Origin of the sequence: Serratia marcescens (assembly GCF_006715005.1) — a bacterium.
In the GTDB taxonomy this organism is placed as follows: domain Bacteria; phylum Pseudomonadota; class Gammaproteobacteria; order Enterobacterales; family Enterobacteriaceae; genus Serratia; species Serratia montpellierensis.
In genome coordinates, this window is sequence record NZ_VFMJ01000001.1 from 2368548 (window position 1) to 2391103 (window position 22556).

Annotated in this window: 22 protein-coding genes; 6 read left to right on the forward strand and 16 right to left on the reverse strand. The window is 60.5% G+C overall.

Features of this window, described 5'->3' with window-relative positions:
- Positions 1–17: 17 nt before the first annotated feature.
- The 3 genes from FHU12_RS11320 to ebgR form a co-directional block, all read right to left on the reverse strand.
- Entirely contained in the window at positions 18–470 is a 453-nt protein-coding gene (locus FHU12_RS11320; protein WP_141969379.1) for a beta-galactosidase subunit beta, read from the reverse strand.
- Entirely contained in the window at positions 467–3556 is a 3090-nt protein-coding gene (gene ebgA, locus FHU12_RS11325) for a beta-galactosidase subunit alpha (protein ID WP_141969380.1), read from the reverse strand. The genes FHU12_RS11320 and ebgA overlap by 4 nt, the downstream gene beginning before the upstream one ends.
- A gap of 166 nt (positions 3557–3722) precedes the next feature.
- On the reverse strand, positions 3723–4703 hold the full coding sequence (gene ebgR, locus FHU12_RS11330; RefSeq protein WP_141969382.1) for a transcriptional regulator EbgR: 981 nt from the start codon (positions 4701–4703) through the stop codon (positions 3723–3725).
- A gap of 337 nt (positions 4704–5040) precedes the next feature.
- Between ebgR and ygjJ the strand changes: the two genes are divergently transcribed.
- Complete coding sequence (gene ygjJ, locus FHU12_RS11335; protein WP_141969384.1) at positions 5041–6111, forward strand: protein YgjJ; 1071 nt, start codon at positions 5041–5043, stop codon at positions 6109–6111.
- Positions 6112–6128: 17 nt separating this feature from the next.
- The gene (gene ygjK / locus FHU12_RS11340) at positions 6129–8492 is read left to right on the forward strand and encodes an alpha-glucosidase (protein ID WP_141969386.1); all 2364 of its coding nucleotides are present in this window, start codon (positions 6129–6131) and stop codon (positions 8490–8492) included.
- 44 nt (positions 8493–8536) lie between these two features.
- On the opposite strand, the gene FHU12_RS11345 is transcribed toward ygjK, so the two are convergent.
- Positions 8537–8962, reverse strand: coding sequence for a universal stress protein (locus FHU12_RS11345; RefSeq protein ID WP_025302472.1), 426 nt, complete (start codon positions 8960–8962; stop codon positions 8537–8539).
- A gap of 147 nt (positions 8963–9109) precedes the next feature.
- Positions 9110–9628 carry a hypothetical protein gene (locus FHU12_RS11350; RefSeq protein WP_089180784.1) on the reverse strand — a complete coding sequence of 173 codons (519 nt, stop codon included), beginning with the start codon at positions 9626–9628 and terminating at the stop codon, positions 9110–9112.
- A 236-nt stretch (positions 9629–9864) separates the two neighbouring features.
- Between FHU12_RS11350 and metQ the strand changes: the two genes are divergently transcribed.
- Positions 9865–10680 carry a methionine ABC transporter substrate-binding lipoprotein MetQ gene (metQ, locus tag FHU12_RS11355; RefSeq protein ID WP_141969388.1) on the forward strand — a complete coding sequence of 272 codons (816 nt, stop codon included), beginning with the start codon at positions 9865–9867 and terminating at the stop codon, positions 10678–10680.
- 46 nt (positions 10681–10726) lie between these two features.
- On the opposite strand, the gene FHU12_RS11360 is transcribed toward metQ, so the two are convergent.
- The 5 genes from FHU12_RS11360 to FHU12_RS11380 all read right to left on the reverse strand — a co-directional run bounded on the left by FHU12_RS11360 (position 10727) and on the right by FHU12_RS11380 (position 16159).
- Entirely contained in the window at positions 10727–11491 is a 765-nt protein-coding gene (locus tag FHU12_RS11360; protein ID WP_141969390.1) for an SDR family oxidoreductase, read from the reverse strand.
- A gap of 137 nt (positions 11492–11628) precedes the next feature.
- Complete coding sequence (locus FHU12_RS11365; protein ID WP_141969393.1) at positions 11629–12549, reverse strand: sugar ABC transporter substrate-binding protein; 921 nt, start codon at positions 12547–12549, stop codon at positions 11629–11631.
- A gap of 64 nt (positions 12550–12613) precedes the next feature.
- Positions 12614–13654, reverse strand: a complete 1041-nt coding sequence (locus FHU12_RS11370) for an ABC transporter permease (RefSeq protein WP_049204184.1) — start codon at positions 13652–13654, stop codon at positions 12614–12616.
- 15 nt (positions 13655–13669) lie between these two features.
- Positions 13670–15154 (reverse strand): sugar ABC transporter ATP-binding protein, encoded by a 1485-nt coding sequence (locus FHU12_RS11375; protein ID WP_025302466.1) that lies wholly within the window; start codon positions 15152–15154, stop codon positions 13670–13672.
- A 75-nt stretch (positions 15155–15229) separates the two neighbouring features.
- Entirely contained in the window at positions 15230–16159 is a 930-nt protein-coding gene (locus FHU12_RS11380) for a sugar ABC transporter substrate-binding protein (protein WP_141969395.1), read from the reverse strand.
- Positions 16160–16643: 484 nt separating this feature from the next.
- On the opposite strand from FHU12_RS11380, the gene FHU12_RS11385 reads away from it, so the two are divergent.
- The 3 genes from FHU12_RS11385 to dcuR all read left to right on the forward strand — a co-directional run bounded on the left by FHU12_RS11385 (position 16644) and on the right by dcuR (position 19937).
- Positions 16644–17486: a class I fructose-bisphosphate aldolase gene (locus tag FHU12_RS11385; RefSeq protein ID WP_141969397.1), complete on the forward strand. Its 843-nt coding sequence runs from the start codon at positions 16644–16646 to the stop codon at positions 17484–17486.
- Between the two features lie 125 nt (positions 17487–17611).
- Positions 17612–19225 carry a sensor histidine kinase gene (locus FHU12_RS11390; protein ID WP_141969399.1) on the forward strand — a complete coding sequence of 538 codons (1614 nt, stop codon included), beginning with the start codon at positions 17612–17614 and terminating at the stop codon, positions 19223–19225.
- On the forward strand, positions 19218–19937 hold the full coding sequence (gene dcuR / locus FHU12_RS11395; protein WP_004940959.1) for a two-component system response regulator DcuR: 720 nt from the start codon (positions 19218–19220) through the stop codon (positions 19935–19937). Before FHU12_RS11390 ends, dcuR begins: the two co-directional genes overlap by 8 nt.
- A 37-nt stretch (positions 19938–19974) precedes the next feature.
- Here the strand turns inward: dcuR and FHU12_RS11400 are convergent, their stop codons facing one another.
- The 6 genes from FHU12_RS11400 to FHU12_RS11425 form a co-directional block, all read right to left on the reverse strand.
- Positions 19975–20310: a hypothetical protein gene (locus tag FHU12_RS11400; RefSeq protein ID WP_060432885.1), complete on the reverse strand. Its 336-nt coding sequence runs from the start codon at positions 20308–20310 to the stop codon at positions 19975–19977.
- Between the two features lie 33 nt (positions 20311–20343).
- Positions 20344–20769 (reverse strand): hypothetical protein, encoded by a 426-nt coding sequence (locus FHU12_RS11405; protein WP_141969400.1) that lies wholly within the window; start codon positions 20767–20769, stop codon positions 20344–20346.
- 60 nt (positions 20770–20829) lie between these two features.
- Positions 20830–21129, reverse strand: coding sequence for a hypothetical protein (locus tag FHU12_RS11410; RefSeq protein ID WP_141969402.1), 300 nt, complete (start codon positions 21127–21129; stop codon positions 20830–20832).
- 170 nt (positions 21130–21299) lie between these two features.
- The gene (locus FHU12_RS11415) at positions 21300–21539 is read right to left on the reverse strand and encodes a hypothetical protein (protein WP_141969404.1); all 240 of its coding nucleotides are present in this window, start codon (positions 21537–21539) and stop codon (positions 21300–21302) included.
- A 227-nt stretch (positions 21540–21766) separates the two neighbouring features.
- On the reverse strand, positions 21767–21982 hold the full coding sequence (locus FHU12_RS11420; protein ID WP_025302459.1) for a helix-turn-helix domain-containing protein: 216 nt from the start codon (positions 21980–21982) through the stop codon (positions 21767–21769).
- A gap of 7 nt (positions 21983–21989) precedes the next feature.
- Positions 21990–22553 carry a DUF2975 domain-containing protein gene (locus FHU12_RS11425; protein WP_033642723.1) on the reverse strand — a complete coding sequence of 188 codons (564 nt, stop codon included), beginning with the start codon at positions 22551–22553 and terminating at the stop codon, positions 21990–21992.
- Between the last annotated feature and the right edge of the window lie 3 nt (positions 22554–22556).

The window sequence follows — 22556 nt, forward strand, 5'->3', positions numbered from 1 at the left end:
ATTGTTCGGCGGGCGCGCTATTTATTGACGAAATAGCTGTCTTCCACCGTCACTTTTAAAATGACTTTTTTTATCTTGCCGCTTTCTGTGAAGCGGTGAGCCTGGTGGTTTTCGAAAATCACCACGTTGCCTTTACCGACCCGGCGCCGCTCGCCTTCGCCGCTGAAAAACTCGCGGTCGGTTTCGTCCTGATAGGGCGCCACCGTCACCAGAGCCCGTTTGTCGGCAATCTCGACGGTCTCTTCCCCGTCGAGGTAATAGTGCACGTCGAAGTAACGGCGGTTGCCCTCCAGCCAGCCGTGCTGCCGGCCGGCGCCGACGTTGAGCCGATACGTCAGCGAGTCGCCGATCGAATGGCATACGTTCGGACTGATGCGATCGACATTGGCGATCGCCTCCATGCAGCGCAGCCACTTCTTGCCGCTGTGATAAATGCGCTGAAATTCCGCCAGGGATTCGAGAATGATCATGCGTTTTCCTCCGCAGACTGCGGGTGGTGATGAGCGGGCGTGAAGTCATAACCGGCGAGCATGGCGCCCTGCGTTTGCCGACCGTCGAACGGCACCAGCGTGAAGCCGTAGCTGAACGGCGCCAGATAAACCCGGTGGGTATCCAGCACTTCGGAGCCCCAGGAGTTGGAGCCAAGGCCGAGGATCTGGTCGTCCAGGTTCAGCGTCAGGCAGTCGCTCGGTTCCAGCTCGTTGATGTGTTGGGCCTGGTGCAGCCTCTCGGCGCTGTAAGGCCACAGGCTGAAATTGATCGGCCGCCGCGGCTGGATGAAGATCCCCTTGCCCGCCGCGTCCAGCAGGCTCAGCCAGCGCACATCCTGCCGGTTGCCGTTGTCCTGCGGGAACGGATAGTGTTCGAACAGCGCGTCGGCGCGCTGCCGGTAGTGGCCGATAAGGTTGGCCCGGCAGCTGTCGCGGTAGTTCTCGCCCGGTCCGCGGCCGTAGTATTCCACCTGCTCGAAGCGGCGGCTGATGCCGAAATCGAGACCGATTTTCGGGATAATCTGCCGGAAATCGCCGTAAGGCTCACCGGACAGATCCAGGCTGACGTGGCCCTGCGGGGAGATGCGCCAGCGGTAGGTGCAGCGCATGCCGAAGTCGAACACCGGCGGCGCAATCAGGCTGTGCACCTCGAGCAGCAGATCTTCGCCCTGCCATTGCCGGCTGAGACGGCGGAAGTGCTGCTGCATGATGGGGAAATGTTGCGGCAGCCAAATCCCCTCATATTCCTGTTTATGGTTATCGATCACCGGTTTGAAGAAGGTGATGCGCGGCGCGCGCCCCACCATTTCTTCATCGTCTACCCGCCACGACAGCAGTTCGCCGCTCAGCAGCGAGAACGCCAGCTGGAACCGGGCGCCGCTGACGATCAGCTGATGATTCTCCTCGCGGCATTGCAGCGCCGGCGCATCGGCCAGCGGTGGAGCCGGCAGCCGCGTCGCCGTCTGGCGCAGATGCTGATAATGCCCCAGCCGCTGGCCGCTCTCGCTGTAACGGGTGGCGCTGTCCTTATGCACCGCCACGTCGATCAGCGTTTCCCCTTGCCCCAGCGCCAATACCGGCAGGTGCATGTCTTCACTCTCGCCCGGCTGCAGATGCGGCAACTTGAATTCGTAACTTGCCACCTGGCGGCCGTCGGTCTTGACGCTGACCTTCAGCGTGATGTCCGCCAGCGAGCTGAACCAATAGCGGTTTTTCACCCGCAGCACGTCGCCTGCGCCCTCTTCCGCCGTCACCTCCACCGGGCACAGCACCTGCTGGTATTCACGCAGGCCGGGGCCGGGGCGCTGATCCGGGTAGAGCAGGCCGTCCATGCAGAAGTTGTAGTTGTTCGGGTAGTCGCCGTAATCGCCGCCGTACTGGTAGCGCTCGCGCCCCTGCTCGTCGTGGCTCAGCAGGCCATGATCGCACCACTCCCAGATGTAGTGCCCCTGCAAACTGGCGTGGCGGTTGAACACCGACTGGTATTCGAACAACCCGCCGGGGCCATTGCCCATGGCATGGGCGTATTCGCACAGGATGCGTGGTTTGGGGTGCGGGTATTCGCCGAAGGCGTTCATCATCGCCACGCGGGAATACATGGTGCTGATCACATCGGTCACTTCGGCGTCGCGATCTTCTTCATAGTGGACCAGACGGGTCGGATCGAGCGCCTTGCAGCGCCGGGCCATGGCGCGAATATTGCAGCCGTAGCCGGACTCGTTGCCCAATGACCAGATGATGATCGACGGGTGGTTTTTCTGCGCCGCCACGTGGCGCTCGATGCGCTCGACGTAGGCATGTTCCCAACGCGGATCGTCGGTGATGCGGCTGAGATCGCCGACGTTGGCGAAGCCGTGGCTCTCCAGATCGGTCTCCGCCATCACGAACAGGCCATAGAGATCGCACAGCTCGTAAAAGCGCGGATCGTTGGGGTAATGGGCGGTGCGCACCGAGTTGATGTTGTGCTGCTTCATCAGCACGATATCGCGCTCCACTCGCGCCATATCGACGGCGCGCCCTTTAAGGTGATCGTGATCGTGGCGGTTGACGCCGTGCAGTTTGAAGTAGCGGCCGTTGACGTACATCAGCCCGTCGCGCACCGCGATCTCACGGAAGCCCACCCGCTGCGGCACCACGCCCAGCAGGTTGCCGACGCCGTCATACAGGCTGAGTAGCAGTTGATACAAATAGGGATTCTCCGCATTCCACTGCTGCGGGCGGCTGACCGGCAGCTCGAAACGGCAGTTCAACGCCTGCTCGATGCGCAGATCGTCGCGCCACTGCTCCGCCACGCAGCGATCGCCGTCGAACAGCTGCGCCTGCAGGCGGCAGCCCTCGGCGACCTGCGATCCGAGATGATGCAGTTCGGCGTCGATCGCCAACAGCGCATCGCAGTAGCGTTCATCGAAGGTGGTGACCAGCGTCAGGTCGTGAATGTGGGTGGCGCTCTGGCCAATCAGATAGACGTCGCGGAAGATGCCGGCCATCCACCACATGTCCTGATCTTCGATATAGGTGGAGTCGGCCCATTGCATCACCCGCACCGACAGCAGGTTCTCGCCCTGCCGCACATAGGGGCTGATATCGAACTCGGCGCACAGCCGGCTGCCCTTGCTGAAGCCGATATAGTTGCCGTTGACGTACACCTCGAAGTAGGTTTCCACGCCGTCGAATTTGATCAGCACTTGCTGATCTTGCCAGCCGGCGTCGAGCGTAAAGTGGCGCTGATAGGCACCGGTGGGGTTATTGGTCGGCACGTAAGGCACGTCGATCGGGAACGGGAAGCCCTCGTCGGTGTACTGCAGGTGGCCATGCCCTTCCAACTGCCACATGCCCGGCACCGCCATATCGCCCCAGTCGCTCATCGGCTCACGGTAAAACGCCGCCGGCACCTGCGCCGGGTGCTCGAAGAAGCGAAAGCGCCAGCGGCCACTCAGCAGCTGGAAGCGTCGGCTGGCGTTGCGATCGAAGCTAAGCGCCTGCCCGGCGTCCGCATAGCTGAAGAAGCTCGCGCGCGGCGGCAACCGGTGCTCAGACTGTTTTTCAATGTTTTCCCAATTATTCACGTCACGTCTCCCGACACCTGTGCAATGCGGAAACGATAGTAAATATTTAGTAAAAATTACAGTTGATATTTACCAAATGACGACAGGATCACAATAAATCTCAAATGCCTTTTTTTATCATGACGTTAATTTTGAGCGCCAACGCCCCCGCCAAGGCGGGGGCCAATCAGGCGACGGTGGTGTCGCGCAGCTGCAGCGAGCTGGGAACAAAGATCGACAGCGGGACGGTGCGCTCATCGCGCAGCCGCTCCGCCAGCAGGTTGACGGCCTGTGCGCCCATGGTTTCCGAGGGGATGCGCACCGTGGACAAGGCGGGGAAAATAAAGCGGGCGGTGGGAATATCATTGACGCTGATCAGCGCGATCTGCCCCGGCACCTGAATGCCGTGTTCATGCAGCGCGCGCAGCACGCCGATCGCGATCGAATCGGTCGCCACCAGCAGCGCCGGCGGATAGCCAGCCTTGCTCTGCAACATCGCTTTCGCACACTGGTAGCCCGACTGGCTGCTGAAATCGCCGTGGTAAATATCCTGCGCCCGTACCACATTTTGCTGCCGCCCATACTCGACGAACGCCTGCTCGCGCTGGTCGATACCGGCCGGATCGTCGCGCCCGCCGATAAAGCCGATGCGCTGATAGCCGCGGCCGATGAAGTAGTCGATCACCTTGCGGCTGATCTTGTACAGGTCGACATTGACGCAGTCGAAACGCTCGTCGTCCACCACGCCGTCGATGAATACCACCGGCGTTTCCTGCTGCCTGAGCTGCTCATACAGCGCGGGCTGCGGCCGGCCGATCACCAGCAGGCCATCGGCCGACGGTAGCGCCTTGTCGCCGTTGAAGTCGTAACCGGCGCTCAGCGCCACGCCCAGCTTTTCGCACTGCGTTTCGATGCCGTAACGCATCGCCAGGTAATAGGGATCATTGATCTCCACGCCCTGCGTATAGGTGAACAGCGCGGCGAATTGCAGGCGTTGCCCGCTTTGCCGTTTGGAAGGCGCAATCTTGTATTCGAGGCGCTCCGCCGCTTCCAGGATCTTCTGGCGGGTTTGCGCCTTCACGCTCAGGGTGGGGTCGTCATTCAACACGCGCGAAACGGTGGCGACGGACACATTAGCGGCTTCAGCAATTTCCTTCAGTGTGGCCATAGAGTCCCAATGCACAGACGAAAAACGGTAGCTTAATCGGATAGCGCCGCGGCGTACAGCGCCGCCCGCGCCCTCTCCTTCCCAAATCGGGCCAGAGCACGCTCATGCCAGCCGTTGCCGGGCGCCTGCAGCGAAAGATACCCATTTCGTCCGCTGTGATCAAGTTAACGCTTTACTGATTAAAGCGTATTTTTTACTAAATATTTTACTAATATACCTGCCGTTTACCGCTCTCTACGGGCGGACGTTTTCTCTTCTCCCAGGGATCCGGGAGCGACCTCGCGTGAGCCGCCGCTCGGCTGACGTTCCGTTCCATCCAACACCAGGCCTATGCCCCATGAAATCACTAAATCATCACGCCCTGTTGCCCTGGTTGCTGCTCGTTAGCGCGCCCGTCTGGGCGGAGCAAGAACCTGTCACCCCGGCGGAGCGCAATCAGCTGCCGCCGCCGCCGTTGTCCGAAACCGCCGCGACCGCCCTGCGCTTTTACGGCGAGCTCGGCATCGGCGGCAGCGTCTATTTGAACGGCGAACATCAGTATCAATACAGCGACGGCACCTATATCGAAGGCGGCCTGGAGATCAAACGGGGCCACTGGTTCGGCCTGATTTACGGTGAAGGCTGGACCGTGCAGGCGGACAGCCAGGGCCATGCCTGGACGCCAGGCCACGGCTGGGGTGGCTTCGAGGGTGGGTTAAACCGCTTTTACGGCGGTTACCGCACTGACGACGGCACCGAGATGATGCTTAGCGTACGCAACGACTCGTCGCTCGACGATCTGCAATGGTGGGGCGACTTCACGCCGGAGTACGGCTACGTGATCCCCAACACCCGCGATCTCAGCTACGCCGCCAAGCTGCAAAACCTGACCGGACGCTTTCGCTACAGTGTGACGGCGGCGCCGGAAAGCCGCATCGACGAGAGCAAGGCGCTGCTGCACTTCGGCAAATACGACCGCTATTCCGACAAATATACCTACCGGGCGATGGTCAACGGCTACACCCAATACGATCTGCAGGACAGTCTGACGCTGCTGAACGGCCTGGAAGTGACCGACGGCCTGGGGCAGCTGTTTTTGCTGGGGCTGCGCGGCAAACACCTGGCCGGCCGCGTCTGGCACCACACCGGCAAAGGCGACAGCGGCGGCCACCCCGGCAACGAGTCGGGCCTGATGCTCAGCGCGATGACGGAAACCGCCAAAGGGCTGTATCTCTCCACCGCCTACAGCTACGCCCGCCACCGGTTTGATCGCGCGGCGGATACCGCCACCTCCTACGCCCAATTCGGGGTCTGGTACGAATACGCCGGCGGCAAACTGGCCACCGCGCTGGACAGCAAATTCTTTATGCGCAATGACAGCACCGGCGCCAGCAACTCGGTGTTTCTGATGCAATATTTCTATTGGTAACCGTTGAGGCTCCTACGATGAACATGACCCCCCTGACCCCGCTGGCCACTGCCCTCGTGCTGATGCTGGCGGGCTGCGCGCCGAAAACGCCCGACGCCCCGCTCGCCGAGCGCTACCCAAACGTGATCGACCGCCGCGGCGCGCCGCACTTTATGCTCGACTACGACTTCGACGATCACCAGCGCTTCAATCCGTTCTTCGATCTCGGCGCCTGGCACGGCCACCTGTTGCCGAGCGGGCCGGAAGGCATGGGCGGCTTCCCCGGCCCGGCGCTGCTGACCGAAGAGTACATCAACTTTATGGCCAACAATTTCGATCGGCTCACCGTCTATCGAAACGGTAAACCGGTGCATTTCACCATGACGGCCTACAGCCTGCCCGGCGCCCTGGTGCAGCGGCTCAGCGCGCCGGGCGTGACCGTCAACCTGACGCTGCGCTTCGCTGCCGCGCGCACCTCGCTGCTGGAAACCCAGATCCTGACCGACGCGCCGCTGGAGCTGGTGTGGGACGGCGAATTGCTGGAGCGCTACGCCGCCAAAGAGCAAAAACCGCTGCCGCCGGCGACCCTCGAGCAGGCATTCCCGAACTACACGCGCCGCATTGTGCCGACGGCGGACGGCCTGCGCGTCACCTTCGGCAAGGTGCGCGCGCAGTCGCAGCTGATGACCTCCGGGCAGTCCGAGTATCAGATCCACAAATCGCTGCCGCAGCGCACCACGGTCGACGGCCACCGCTTCCGCGCCACGGCGCGCATTGCTGGCGCCACCACGCTGTATACCACCTACTCGCACCTGCTCACCGCCGAAGAAACGCAGCGCGAACAGCGCACTATCGCCGACATCCTCGCTCACCCGCAGCGCTATATGGCCGCGTCGGCGCAGCGCTGGGAACGCTATCTCGCCACTGGGCTCAGCAACCCGCACGCCACGGCGGAACAAACCCGCGTGGCGGTCAAAGCGATAGAAACGCTGAACGGCAACTGGCGCGGCGCAGCCGGGGCGATGAAGTTCGACTCGGTCACCCCGTCGGTCACCGGACGCTGGTTCTCCGGCAACCAGACCTGGCCGTGGGACACCTGGAAGCAGGCCTACGCCATGGTGCACTTCAACCCGGACGTGGCCAAGGACAACATTCGCGCGGTGTTCGCCTACCAGATCCGGCCGGGCGACGCCCTGCGCCCGTGGGATACCGGTTTTCTGCCCGACCTTATCGCCTACAACCCCAGCCCGGAGCGCCGCGGCGACGGCGGCAACTGGAACGAACGCAACACCAAACCGAGCCTGGCGGCCTGGGCAGTGATGGAGGTGTATCGCGTCACCGGCGATAAGGGCTGGCTGGCGGAGATGTACCCGAAGCTGGTGGCCTACCATGACTGGTGGCTGCGCAACCGTGACCACAACGGCAACGGCGTGCCGGAGTACGGCGCCACTCGCGACAAAGCGCACAATACCCCCGACGGGCGCATGTTGTTCACCGTCAAGCGTGGGCAGCGCGAGCAAACGCTGGCCGGCCTCGACAATTACGATCGCATCGTGCGCGAGGGGCGGTACGACAGCATCGAGATCCCGGCGCAGACCGCCGCCTCCTGGGAGTCGGGCCGCGACGACGCGGCGGTATTCGGCTTTATCGATCCGGATCAATTGGCGCGCTACGTGGCACAAGGCGGTAAACGCGAAGACTGGCAGGTAAAATTCGCCGAAAACCGCGCGCCGGACGGCACGCTGCTCGGTTACTCACTGCTGCAGGAATCGGTGGATCAGGCCAGCTACATGTACAGCGACAACCGCTACCTGGCGGAGATGGCCGATATTCTGGGCCGCGGTGCCGAGGCCGCTGCCTTCCGCACCAAAGCCGACCGGCTGGCGACCTACATCAACACCTGCATGTTCGACAAGCAGAGCGGTTTCTTCTATGACATCCGCATCGAAAGCCGGCCGTTGGCCAACGGCTGCGCCGGCAAACCGATCGTCGAACGCGGCAAAGGGCCGGAGGGCTGGTCGCCGCTGTTCAACGGCGCCGCCAGCCAGCCGCACGCCGATGCGGTGGTCAAGGTGATGAAGGATCCGCGCGAGTTCAATACCTACGTGCCGCTCGGCACCGCGGCGCTGACCAATCCGGCGTTCGGCGCGGATATCTATTGGCGCGGCCGCGTGTGGGTCGATCAGGTGTATTTCGGTCTCAAGGGCATGGAGCGCTACGGCTATCGCGACGACGCGGTGGCGATGGCGCAGGCCTTCTTCCGCCACGCCGACGGTCTGGTCGCCGACGGGCCGATCCGCGAGAACTACAACCCGCTCACCGGCAAGCAGCAAGGCGCGCCGAACTTCTCCTGGAGCGCGGCGCACCTGTACATGCTGTATAACGACTTCTTCACGCAATAAGCCGCAGCGGCCACCGCCATCGTTTGCCCGGCGGTGGCCCGCGTTTATGAGCGGATCGGGATCACCAGCACGTCGATATTCAGCTGGTTGATGGCATTGCGGGTGGAAGAAAACAGGTTGCTCCACAGATCGTGGTGATGGCCGAACACCAGCAGATCGATGTTCTTATCCACGACTGCCGTGCGCAGTTCGTCAACGAAGCCGCCGCGCCCGATGATCACTTCCGCGATCGGGTAATTGACGTTTTGCGTAGTGGGTTCCAGCTCTTTGCGGATCTTCTCTTCGAACGGCACGCCGTTATCGCTGCGCTCCGAAAAGCCGATCGCCGCATGGTAGGTGTCGTAGTGGACGTCCACATAGATCAGCGAGAGTTTGGCCTGCAGCGCCTCCGCCAGCCGCGCCCCCTTTTCGACCAGCCGTTTGCCGTCATCGCTCAGATCGGTGGCGATGACAATATGGTGGTAACACATAGCGCCTCCTGTCATGGACTCGGTAGAGCCGAGGCTCCGATATCACGTCAGGGTCATATCGTTATGGTTAATTTTAGTTCAGAAATGGCGCGTATGACGGGTGGCGACGCGGTGGGAAAGCCCCGTTGCCGGGGCTGAAGGCAAAAATTACTTCTCGCGCTGCGCCTCAAACCAGACGTTGCACAGCGACAGGATCAGCGTGTTGGCGTCTTTCACCAGCACGTTATCGCCGGGCACCCCATCGGTGCCCTGATCGGTAATGCCTTTGATGGTGGTATCCGCATGCTGAATGGCCACGCGTTCGACCGACGGCGTGCTGATGCCCAGCATCGGGAAATCGATGTAGGAGCTGCTGCCGGAATTGTCTTCGACAAACTCCTGCGCTTCTACGGTGCTAACGGTGGCCCCTTCGCTTTTCAGCGCCGTGCCGTTCCAGCTGAATGCATCCGCTTTGTAGCTGATTTTGCCGCCGATCAGGCTCTGCGCCTGCTGTTGATCCCAGCAGCCGGTGGTCTGGGTCGGCACAATTTTACTGACGCGCCAGTTGCCCAGCAGCTGTTTGGGGATCGGCCCGGTATCGCTCTCCGCCGCCCGAACCTGAGTCGCCGAGACGCAGGCCAACACCACCAGCGGCAACAGCGCCTTGCTCCAAGTGTTCAATCGCATTGTCTTTTCCTTCGTTTCAGTACCCAGTCTGCCCTCGCAGGCCAACGGCTATCATAATAAGCCCGCCGATTCGCCGTCAAAACAATCCGCACCGCGCCAGGCGGCGGCCGCTCATAGCTAATCGCTATGAGTCATAGTGAATCAGTATTTTGTTTTAGCCCAGCGATTACCTACAGTCACTGCCACTATTCTGCCCGCCAAAATTAGCAGGCAATGTTGACAAGGACCCTGGTAAAATGACATTTACGCTGAAAAACCTCACCCTGGCGCTGGCCGCCGCCGGCACGCTGCTGCTGACCGCCTGCGGCCCGACGGCACAGGACGATCACCACATCAAGGTCGGCATCAGCGCCGGCATCGATCAGTCGCTGTGGGCGGTGGTGCAGAAAGTGGCCAAGCAGAAATACGATCTGGACGTGGAGGTGGTGACCTTCAACGACTACGTGTTGCCGAACGAAGCGCTGAATAACGGCGATCTGGACGTCAACGCCTTCCAACACAAGCCGTATCTGGACAAGCAGATGCAGGAGCGCGGCTACAAGCTGGCGGCGGTGGGCAACACCTTCGTCTACCCGATCGCCGGCTATTCGAAGAAGATCACCGCGCTCAGCCAACTGCCGGACGGCGCGCAGGTGGCGGTGCCGAACGATCCGACCAACCTGGGGCGCTCACTGCTGCTGTTGCAAAAACAGGGGCTGATTACCCTGAAAGACGGCGTCGGCCTGCTGCCGACCGCGCTCGACATCGTCGGCAACCCGAAAAAGCTGAAGATCGTCGAAATTGAAGCGCCGCAGCTGCCGCGCGCGCTGGACGATCAGAAAGTGACGCTGGCTGTCATCAACACCAACTACTCCAGCCAGATTGGCCTGTCGCCGGCCAAGGACGGGCTGTTTGTCGAAGACAAAAACTCGCCGTACGTCAACATCTTCGCCAGCCGCATCGACAATAAAGACAGCGAGAAAGTGAAGGATCTGGTCAAGGCCTATCAGACCGACGAAGTGGCGGCCAGCGCCGCCGACATCTACAAGGGTGACGCCGTCAAAGGCTGGTAACGCCTCGCGTAGGGCCCGTGGCACCCGGCCACGGGCCATGCCAACCTCAGCCGCGCTGGATGGATACGCCGCCGTCCACCAACATCGCGGTGCCGGTGACAAATGAAGAAGCGTCAGACGCCAGATACAGCGCCGCCTGCGCGATCTCCTCCGGCATCGCCAGCCGCTTCAGCGCGTGCAGTTCGGCCACCTGCGCCAGCGCCTCCGGGGTATTGCTCATCTGTCGGCCCATCGCCGTATCGGTGCCGCCCGGCAGCAGCGCGTTCACCCGAATGCCGCGCCCGCCGAACTCCACCGCCAGCGCCTGCGTCAGGCCGATCAGCCCCGACTTGCCGGCCGCATAGGCCGCCGTGCCGGGAAACGCCGCGGTGTGGCCAACGAAGGTGGAGGTGAATATCACCGAGCCTGCGCCGCGCGCCAACATGGCGGGGATTTGATATTTGGCGCCGTAGTAGGCGCTGGACAGGTTGGTTTCCAACACCTCGCGCCACGCTGAGGCGGTGAGCGCCAGCGATGGCCCCAGCGGCCCCAAGGTGCCGGCGTTGTTGAAAGCGATATCCAGCCCGCCGAACTCATCGACCGCCGCCGCCGTCAGCCGTTCGGCGAAGGCTTCGTCACGCACGTCGCCCGCCACCGCGAGCGCCCGGCCGCCCTCGCGCCGAATGTCCTCCACCAGCGCCGCCAACAGCGGCTCACGCCGCGCGCCCAACACCAGCGCAGCTCCCTGCCGGGCGAACAGCAGCGCCGCTGCTCTACCAATCCCCGAACTGGCGCCACCGATCACCGCCACCTTGCCGTTCAATGCGTTCATCGCTCATCCTCACGCGGTTTAAAGATCCTCAGTGTGAGGCAAGATTCGGCGCCGCGCTGGCCGCAAGCGGACATGCAATTGGCGCATGAAAAAGGCGCTGCAAGCAGCGCCCCGGCAACGCGAACCTGGCGGTTAACTCACGGCCTGGCCGCGTATTTCCCCTGATTGGCCGGCGTCACCAGCTCGAACGGGATCCAGTAATACGGCTCGAGTTTTTCACCGTTAATCATGCGCTGCGCCACATCGACCGAAGCCTTGCCCTGGCCAACCGCGTCCTGGAACACCGTGACCTGCATCTTGCCGCAAGCCAGCGCCTTGAGGCCGTCCGGCGTGGCGTCGATGCCGCCGATCAGCACTTTCTGGTCCACCTTGCCCGCCTGCTGCAGCGCCATGATCGCGCCGATCGCCATCTCGTCGTTGTTGGCGGCGACGATGTCGATCGCTTCGCCGTTGGTCAGCCAGTTCATCATCAGATCCATGCCTTCACTGCGTGAATAGTTGGCGCTCTGCTTCTGCACCACCTTCATTTTCGGGTACCTGGCCACCACCTGCTCCACGTCTTTGGTGCGCTGCAGCGCGCCGGCGTCGGTCAGATTGCCGATCATCACCGCCACGTTGCCCTGATAGTTGGCCAGCCGCGCCAGTTCCTCCATCTGCAGCGTGCCGGACTCCCGCTCGTCGGAGCCGACGAACACCACGCCCTGCGGCAGTTTGGCGTCGCCCGGCGTGCGGTTCACGTACACCAGCGGCACGCCGGCGGCCTGCACCATTTTGGTCATCACCGGGGTGCTGGCCGAGTTGACCGGATCGACGATAATCGCGTCTACCCCGGCGCTGATAAAGCTCTGCACCTGATCGGTCTGGCGGCCGACGTCGCCGCGCGCGTCTTCGAACTGTACGGTAATGCCGCGCGCTTTGGCCTCCTTGTCGATCGCCTGACGGATAATGGTGAGGAAGTTCTGGTCGAAATAGGCCATCGATACGCCGATGGTTTGCGCCCATGCCGGAGTGGACGCACACAGCGCCACCGCCAGCCACAGCCCTTTCAGGTAGTTCATGATGTGTCCCCCGGATAAAAAAATGCCGCCGGCCCACCTTGGCACCGGCGGCAATTCACGGCAATCAGTGTTTTTTGCGGTTGCGCCGCATGTCGATCGACACGGCGGCGACGATAATCACGCCCTTGATGATGTCCTGAATGTAAGAGTCGACGCCGATAAAGGTGAAGCCGCTTTTGATCAGGCCGAGGATCACCGCGCCGATCAGCGTGCCGGTAATGCGCCCGACGCCGCCCATCAAGCTGCTGCCGCCGATCACCGCCGCGGCGATGGCGTCCAGCTCGTACGACATCCCCATGCTCGACTGGCCGCTGCTGACGCGCGCCGCCAGCACCACGCCCGCCAACCCCGCCAGGCCGCCGGCGATGGTGTAAACCGTCACCAGGTACTTATTGACGTTGATGCCGGAGACCCGCGCCGAGGTCATGTTGCCGCCGATGGCGTAGATGTATTTGCCGTAGCGGGTGTGTTTGAGTGCGATATGGAAGATCACCGCAATCACCAGGAAGATGATCACCGGCATTGCGCCCTGGCCGATTGACGTGAAGCCGTCCGACAGGAAACTGACCGGGTTGCCCTTGGTGTAGTACTGCGCCAGACCGCGCGCCGATACCATCATCCCCAGCGTGGCGATGAACGGCGGAATGCCGGTGCGGGTGATCAGGAAGCCGTTGATAAAGCCGCAGACGATGCCCACCCCGATCCCGGCGCCGATCGGGATCGCCGCCGGCAGATCGAGCAGCCCCGGATACATCGGCGAGATGCTGTCCGAGGTCTGCGCCAGGCTGGCCGCCACCACCGCGGTCAGCGCAATCAGCGAGCCGGAGGAGAGATCGATACCGGTGGTGATGATCACCTGGGTGACGCCCACCGCGATGATGCCGATGATCGCCACCTGCAGCACGATCAGCAGCAGGCGGTTCGGGTTCAGCAGGAACGACTGATCGCGCATGTACCAGCCGAGGATTTCGAAGATCAGCGCAATGCCGATCATCACGATGAAGATGCCGGTATCCTTCGGCATTTTGCCGCTCAGCCCGGAGAACAGCCCTCCCTTGCCCGTTGAATCGGCGGAGAGCGGCTTCTCAATCTTTACGTTACTCATGATGTTCACCCTTCGTTATTCTGAGGCCAGCGCCAGGATCTTCTCCTGGTCCGCGTCGTCTTTGTCCAAAATGCCGGTGATGCGGCCGCCGTGCATCACCATCACCCGGTCGCTCATGCCGAGGATCTCCGGCAGCTCGGAAGACACCAGAATGATGGCGACGCCGCGGTTGGCCAGCTCGCTGATCAGGCGGTAGATTTCCGCTTTCGCCCCCACGTCGATGCCGCGCGTCGGTTCGTCGAGGATCAGGATTTTCGGCTGCGCCAGCAGCCAGCGCGCGATCAGCACCTTCTGCTGGTTGCCGCCGCTGAGGTTATTGATGATCTGATCCATGGTCGGCGTTTTGATGTTGAGCTTTTTAATCTGATCCATGCAGTCTTTGGCCATCTGCACGTGGCTGACGAAACCGTTCTTGCCAATGTATTCCGACAGGTTGACGATGCTCATGTTCTCGACCACCGACAGCACCAGAAACAGGCCGGATTTCTTGCGGTCTTCGGTGAGAAACGCCAGGCCGCTCTCGATCGCCTTCGCCGGAGAATCCACCTTCACCGCCTGGCCTTCGATAAAGATCTCGCCGCCGTCCGCCGGGTGCATGCCGAACAGGCTTTCCATCACTTCGCTGCGCCCGGCGCCCACCAACCCAGCGACGCCGAGGATCTCGCCGCGCTTGACGCTGAACGACACGTCGTGGAACCAGCCGCTGCGGCGCAGCCCCGCCACCCGCAGCACTTCCTCGCCGATATTGTTGTTGAATTTGGGGAACATCTGCGTCAGTTCGCGCCCCACCATCATGGTGATCAGCGACTGTTTGGTCAGGTTTTCGGTTTTGTCGCAGGCGATGAAGGTGCCGTCGCGGAAGATGCTCACTTCGTCGGTGATGGCAAAGATCTCATCCATCTTGTGGCTGATATAGATGATGCCTTTGCCCTGCTCGCGCAGTTCGCGGATGATGGCGAACAGGTGCACCACTTCGCCTTCGGTCAGCGCCGAGGTCGGTTCATCCATGATCAATACGTCGGCGTTGTAGGACACCGCCTTGGCGATCTCCACCATCTGCTGGTTGGCGATGCTCAGCTCGCCCACCAGTGTATCCGGCTGCAGTTTGATGTTCAGCCGCGCCAGCAGTTCGCGGGTCTGTTCATTCAGCTGCTCGTGGTTGACGAACCCCAGCCGCGCCGGCTCGCGCCCCAACCAGATGTTTTCCGCCACCGTCATGTCAGGCACCAGGTTCAGCTCCTGGTGGATCATGGAAATGCCCGAATGCAGCGCCTGCAGCGTGTCGCTGAAGGTGACCGGCCGACCTTTGATTTTGATCGAGCCTTCGTCCGGGTGGTAGATGCCGATCAGGCATTTCATCAGCGTCGATTTGCCCGCGCCGTTTTCCCCCATCAGCGCGTGCACGCTGCCGGGTTTGATTTTAATCGAGACCTTATCCAGCGCTTTGACGCCGGGGAACTGCTTGCTGATGCCTTCGGCCTCAAGAACATAAGGGTACATACCGCTTACCTCCGCACTGACCCACGTTTTCCGCCGCGCTCGCCCCACACCGGCGCCCGCGGCGGGCTTCAAGGCTTATTTCTTGTTTTTATCGGCGAATTGCTGGTAATTGGCCTGGGTGATCAGCTGGTAAGGGATCAGCACGTTGCTCTCCACTTTTTCGCCTTTCACCAGTTGAACGGCGGTCTGCACCGCGCCCTCGCCCTGGCCTTTGGCGTCCTGGAATACGCTCAGCGCCAGATCGCCCTTCTTGATGAACTCCAGCGCGTCCGGCGTGCCGTCAACGCCGGCCACCAGCACGCCGGATTTCTTGGCTTGCTTCAGCGCCAAAATAGCGCCGATGGCCATTTCGTCGTTGTTGGAAGCGATAGCGTCAATCTGCTGGCCGGACAAAATCCAGTCGGTGGTGACGTCCACCGCCTCTTTGCGGAAGAACTTGGCGGTTTGCTTGTCGACTATTTTGATGCCGGGGTAGTTGGCCGCTACCTCTTCCACGCCGCGGGTGCGGTCGCGCGTGGCTTCGCTCGACAGCTCGCCCATCAGGATCATCACGTTGCCCTTGCCGTTCATCAGCTTGGCCAGCGCCTCCATCTGCAGCTTGCCGGCCAGCTTGGAGTCGGAGCCGACGTAGGCCATGCCTGCCGGCAGCGCCACTTCCGGCTTGCGGTTGACGAACACCAGCGGGATCTTGGCCTTCTCGGCCAGCTTGATCATCGGCTTAACGCCCTGGGTATCCACCGGGTTGAGGATGATGGCGTCGACGCCCTGGCTGACGAAGTTTTCGATTTGTTGAATTTGCTGCGCGATGTCGCCCTTGGCGTCTTCGAACTGGCCGCTGACGTTGCCGTCGGCCTTCATTTTGCTTTGCATCGACTGGCGCAGAATGGTGAGGAAGTTGTCATCGAAGTAAGCCATGGAAACGCCGATCTTGATGTCTTTCGCCAACACGCTGGCCGGCAGCATGCACATCAATACCGAGGCGGCGATCAGTTTCTTCAGCTTCATGTTCGTTACCCTTTAATCGTTAGAATGAAGAGGTCTGTTGGTTGACAGCTAATGAAAAATATTTTTTACATTCAAACAACATTACGGTCGGTGTTATCCCTTTGATACGGCGAATTTACCGTGTTATCGCCGTATTAAGGCCGTAGACAAAATGGTGATCGATATCTCAAAATAGATTAAAAACAATCAATTGAAATAAACCCCTGGCATAACAAACGGCGTCTTTAGCGCGCTTTTAAATATTTATTTCATAATTGAGGTTATTGAAACTTTTTAACCCAAACAAGCGAAACATGCATTTTGGAATGGCTTATTAACAAAAACATGACACGGATCTAACAAATGAAATGCAAGCCGCCGGCAAGCGTTCCCCTTTCGTGCGCCGGCAAAAACTGCGAGCGGCCACGCAGTTTGCGGTTTCCGCGTTTCCCGACCATCCTTACTCGGCAATAATGGACATATCCCTATCTCAGGAGGACCTGACATGCAGCTCAGCAGTAAGGTGCGGATGAACCGCCTGTTCAATAACGGCAAATGCCTGGATGTGGCGATCGATCACGGCATCGCTAACGAACCGGATTTCTTGATCGGCCTGGAAGATATCGAACGAGTGATGGGCAACCTGATCGCCGCGCGCCCCGACGCCATTCAGGTCAACTACGGTCAGGCGGATCTGCTGCAGCGCGCGCCGCAGCGCGAAAAACCGGCGCTGGTGATGCGCACCGACGTCGGCAACGCCTATAACGCCGCGCGCCACCGCGAAATGTGGGCGGTGCTGCACAACCCGGAGGCGCCGATCCTGGCGGCGCTGCAAATGGACGCCGCCGCGGTGGTGGTCAATCTGTATATGATCCCGGATGAGCCCGGTATTTTCCGCCAGTGCGTGGAGAACATCGGCCGCCTGCGCCACGCCTGCGATCGCTACGCCATGCCGCTGATGATCGAACCGCTGGTGATGGCACCGGTCGGCCAGGGCGCCGCCTACGGTTCACTGGGTGACGTGGAGAAGATCGTGCCGCTGGTGCGGCTGGCGCGCGAGCTGGGCGCCGACATCATCAAGGCTGACCCGACCGAACGGGTGGAAGACTTCCACCGCGTGGTGGAAGCGGCGCGCTGCCCGACGCTGGTGCGCGGCGGCGGTAAAGGGGAGCTGGGGCCGGTGCTGGAGAAATCCGCCGCGCTGATGGCCCAGGGCGCCTCCGGCATGGTCTATGGCCGCAATGTCTATCAACACAGCAATCCGTCGCAGGTGGTGCGCGCCCTGATGGCGATCATCCATCAGGGGGCCAGCGGCCAACAGGCGCTGGAGATCTACCACCAGCAGTGACCCGCTTTTGTAACTAAAATAACCCCTTCGCGACCCGGCAGCATGCTATAACCTGCTGCCGGTAACTGCAGCTTGCCTCATTCCTCGCTAGAATACGCCGTGATATCGCCATTCGGAGAACCGCCATGCCAAAACAACGGGTGCCGCTCAAGCTGAGCACCGCCATCACGCTGATGGTGTCCGCCATCATCGCTTCGGTGCTGCTGGTGGTGTTCGCGCTGTTTTTCGTGCAGATGAGCCGCGAGGGGCAAGATCAGCTGCAGCAGAAAGCCATCGCCGTCGCCAATACGCTGGCGCTCTCCAGCACGGTGGTTGACGGCCTGCAGCGGCGCGATCAAAGCGGCGCCATTCAGCGCTTCGCCGAGCAGGTGCGCCATCAAAACGAGCTGCTGTTCGTGGTGGTAGTGGATATGCAGGGCATCCGCTATTCGCACCCCAAACCCTGGCTGATCGGCAAGCATTTTATCGGCGAAGATCTGGCGCCGGCGCTGCAGGGCAACGTCAACAGCGCCATCAACCGCGGCACGCTGGCCCCGGCGCTGCGGGTGTTCGTGCCGGTGTATGACGCACAGAAACAGCAAATCGGCGTGGTGGCGCTCGGCATCGCGCTGGACACCGTGCAGCGGGTAGTGGCGGAAAGCCGCTGGATCATCTATTGGACCATCGCCTTCGCCGCGCTGGTCGGCAGCCTGGGCACCTTCTTCCTGGTCTCCGCGCTCAAGCGCATCATGCTGGGTTTCGAGCCTTACGAAATCTCCAACCTGTTCGAACAGCGCAACGCCATGCTGCAATCGATTAAAGAAGGCGTGATCGCGGTCGATAATGAATCCCGCATCACCATCGTCAACGACGAGGCCAAGCGCCTGCTGCGCCAAAGCGGCCCGGTGGAAAACCTGCTGCTGGAAGCCGCCAGCAAACATTGGCCGGCGCAGCTGCATCTGGCGGAAGTGCTGGCCAGCGGCAAGCCGCTGCGCGATCGGCAGATCAGCTTCAACGGCAGCGAACTGCTGACCAATACCGTGCCGGTGATCGTCAATGGTCAGGTGACCGGCGCCATCGCCACCTTCCGCGACAAGACCGAGGTCAGCCGCCTGCTGCAGCGCCTGAGCGGCATGGCACACTACGCCGATGCGCTGCGGGTGCAGTCGCACGAATTTATGAACAAGCTGCACGTGATACTCGGCATGCTGCACATGAAGGCTTATCAGCAGTTGGAAAACTACATCATCAATACCGCCAGCAACTACCAGGAAGAGATCGGCGCGCTGCTGCGCAAAATTCACTCGCCGGAAGTGGCGGGCTTCTTCATCGGCAAGATCAGCCGCGCCCACGAAGCCGGCGTTGAGCTGACCATCGAGGAGACCAGCCTGCTGCCGGAAACCGACGACGCGGAAACCACGCACGTGCTGATCAGCGTGCTCGGCAATCTGATCGAAAACGCCATCGACGCCATCGACGGCGTTGAGGGCCACGAGATCGGCCTGAGCTTCCATCACCACGACGATCAATTACACTGTATCGTCAGCGACGACGGCCCCGGCATCGATCCGGCGATCGGCGCGCGCATCTTCGAACACGGATTTTCCACCAAGGGAACGGGACGCGGCATCGGCCTGGCGCTGATCCGCAGCCATCTGGAGAAACTGGGCGGCAGCATCGATTTCGAATCCGAACCGGGCGAGCTGACCCAATTTTTCGTGCACCTTCCCTATCAGGCCAAGAGCAGAGCCCATGATTAACGTACTGATTGTCGACGACGACCCGATGGTGGCAGAGCTAAACAAATACTACCTGAGCCAGGTCGGCGGTTTTCACTGCCAGGCGACGGTCGCCACTCTGAGCCAGGCGCGCGCCCTGCTGGCCGATGCCAGCGTCAGCATCGATCTGGTGTTGCTGGATATCTACATGCAGCAGGAGAACGGGCTGGATCTGCTGCCCGGCCTGCGCGAGCTCGGCGAGAAGACCGATGTGATCATCATCTCCTCCGCCAGCGACGTGAACACGGTGCAAAAAGCGCTGCACTACGGCGTGGTGGATTACCTGATCAAGCCGTTCCAGTTCAGCCGCTTCAAGGAGGCGCTGAGCCACTACCGGCAACAGTCGCAGCTCTTGGCGCAGCGCGAGTTTTCGCAGGCCGACGTCGACAGCCTGCTGCGCCGCCAGCCCGGCGGCCAGGAGAGCAAGAAACTGCCGAAGGGGCTGACCAGCATCACCCTGAGCACGGTGTGCGAGTGGATCGAACAGCAGCACGACAGCGAATTCTCCACCGACAACCTGGCCAACGCCATCGGCATTTCGCGGGTGTCCTGCCGCAAGTACCTCATCTATCTGGCGGAGAGCGGCATTCTCGGCACCCGTATTCTGTACGGCGCCACCGGCCGACCGGTCTATCTGTATCAGTTGAAACCGGACGCGATCGCCATGCTGAAAGAGCATTGCCGCCCGGCCTAAACGACGCCGGGCGCAGAAAGCGCCCGGACGTTGAAGGCTAGAAGTTGTGCATGTAACACTTCGCCTCGGGGTGAGGATCTTTCGAGTGTCTGCGCAGGCAACGCTGCTTTTTCTCCTGCTGTTCCAGGTTCCGCTGCTGCCGCTCGGCGGCCTCTGCTGCCTCGCGCTGCTGTTCCCGTGCAATCGCCTGCTCGTTGACCTGCGTCAGGTTATCGACATTCCACACCTTGTGACGCAATGCGTCGCGCTTTTTCTGGTACTCCTCGGTGATCTTACTGTCCTTCGGCGCCGCCGCATGGTATTCCAGATCCACCCGCGCCTGCGCGAAGCTGGCGCAACACAAGGCCATGCCGGCCAACACTATCATTTTCATCGATAAACTCCTGACAAATCCCTGTTCTCATCTTTAGCAATTCAGCGGTCGACCATTCAGCCAGGCCCGGCAATATGCGCCGACAAACGGCCGATGCGGCCCCATCAGGGACGTCCGCCGCAGACGCAGCGACAGGCAGCGGACAATATCGGCTCCCTGTTCACAGGCCGATCGGGCGCTCTGGTGCCCCTGCGCAGAACGTCTCGCCGTTTTCTGCGTTTGCAACCGCATTTCCAACGCTTCCCGCTCCGCACGCAGCCGCGCCAGCTGCATGCGCTCCGCCTGAATCTGTTCAGTCAACCAAATATGCTGCAACAAGCCATCCAGCCGCGCCGGGCATCCCACCGCCGAAGAACTTTCCGTCGAGGCGCCGGGCGAGGAATGACGATCGATGAACGCCTGACTGCAAAATGAGGCCAACAGTGCCAGCGCCGCAGCGATTAACGAGGGTAGTTTCAATACACAAGCTCCATGAATAAGCCGACTGGGGGCACCACGAAAAATGACGCAGAGAACCGTTCAACAGCCATTGAGTGAAGACACATGAGGCTCTGCGGGATCTGGCGCATGTTGCCCTCCCGTCGCCGGCGTTTTCGCGTTTTCGGCATCGCATTCGACCAGACGCGCCAAGGTTTCAGCCTCGTTCTCCGTGGGTGGACTCGGCACCGCCATCTCTTGTCGCAGGCCATGCGCCAGCTCTTTCAATTTCTTCTGAAACAGCACGGGAGAAATTCCCTCGCATTGCCGATCGTAGCGGGCCGCATTTGCTTGCAGACTCAACAACGACATTATCAACATGGCGACAATACGCTTTGCCATTGAAAACTCCTGTAATGATGTCTGGGTATGTCGATATAAACTCAACAAGCAGAGATTCATCGTTTAAAGATAAATAACGCATCGGAAAAACAGAGTAGCGAATTAATAATAAACCGTTCCACAATATCTCTGAGATAACGTCTGGCGCCACGCCGAATAAAGAGTGGTGATTAGCGCTCCCCTATTTTCGACCAGTCCAGCGTACCGCCGATACCGACCCGGCCTTCATTCAGCACGGAAGCGGCGGATTCGCCGGCGATAATACGCTGTTTTTGTTCTCGCGTTGCGGGCTGCGGTGCTCCCCAATTCCCCCAGTGAGTGGAGGAGGATGAGGATGAAACAGTGGGGTAAATGGCACTGCATCCGTTTAATACCAGACACAATGCCAGAAGATAATTACGCCGTGTCATACTATTCCCCTTAAAATAACGCCATTGGCAGTGACGGTAAATGAAAAATGAGTTTATTTAGTTTAATAACGCTCGCCGCATGCCATCGCCTGCGACAAAAAGAATACGCCGGTGTTAATCACCCGTTATTTTAATTAACCTGAATAAAACAAATATCGCTCAATAAGATAACGCTAATCGCAGAAATGGGCCAACAGGTTCAGCGCACTTCCGAGTGCGCTGGGATCTTACTCTTCGCCGTCCGGCTGCCAGGCCAACAGATCGCCAGGCTGGCAGTCGAGAATGCGGCAGATCTTGTCCAGCGTTTCCAGCCTGACTCCCTTGACCTTGCCGTTTTTCAACAGAGACAGGTTTTGCTCAGTGATCCCCACCTGCTCCGCCAGCTCCTTTGAACGCATCTTCCTTTTGGCCAACATGACATCAAGACTTACGATTATTGCCACTCTATTCTCACACGAAAGAAAGCTGTTCTTCATTCAGCCGCAACGCTTCCAGAAATACCCGGCTAAATACCAGGATTGCGCAGCCTACGATCAGCGAGCGCACCGACTCGCTATTGACGCCATAATAAAGGATAAACAGCATTTTTTCATCGGCGGTCAATACCATCACCTGCAGCAGACCGGCTAACGACGGGAACAACACATCGACGATCAGCAAGATGCCGATGATCTGCAACAGCACCATATTGTTGCGATGCCACACGTTGCCGCGGAAAAATTGATAAAACAGCCCGGCGCCGCACAGCAGCGCGCTGTAATAGGGCAAATAACCGAGCATGTCGATAACCAGCGTGGCGAACAGCGCCCAGCGTTGCTGCGGGATCGCGTAGGCAAGCAGCTCCGGGTAATATTCCCGGTAAGAGGCGACGATATCGCGATAGGCTACGCCTTGCAGCCAGTCCCGCACGATGATGAACATCTCAACGCCGGTGCTGACGATCAGCATCGCCATAATGAGCAAACACAGACAACGCACATACAGCGGCAGATGGATCCTTGGCGCAGCGCCCATAAT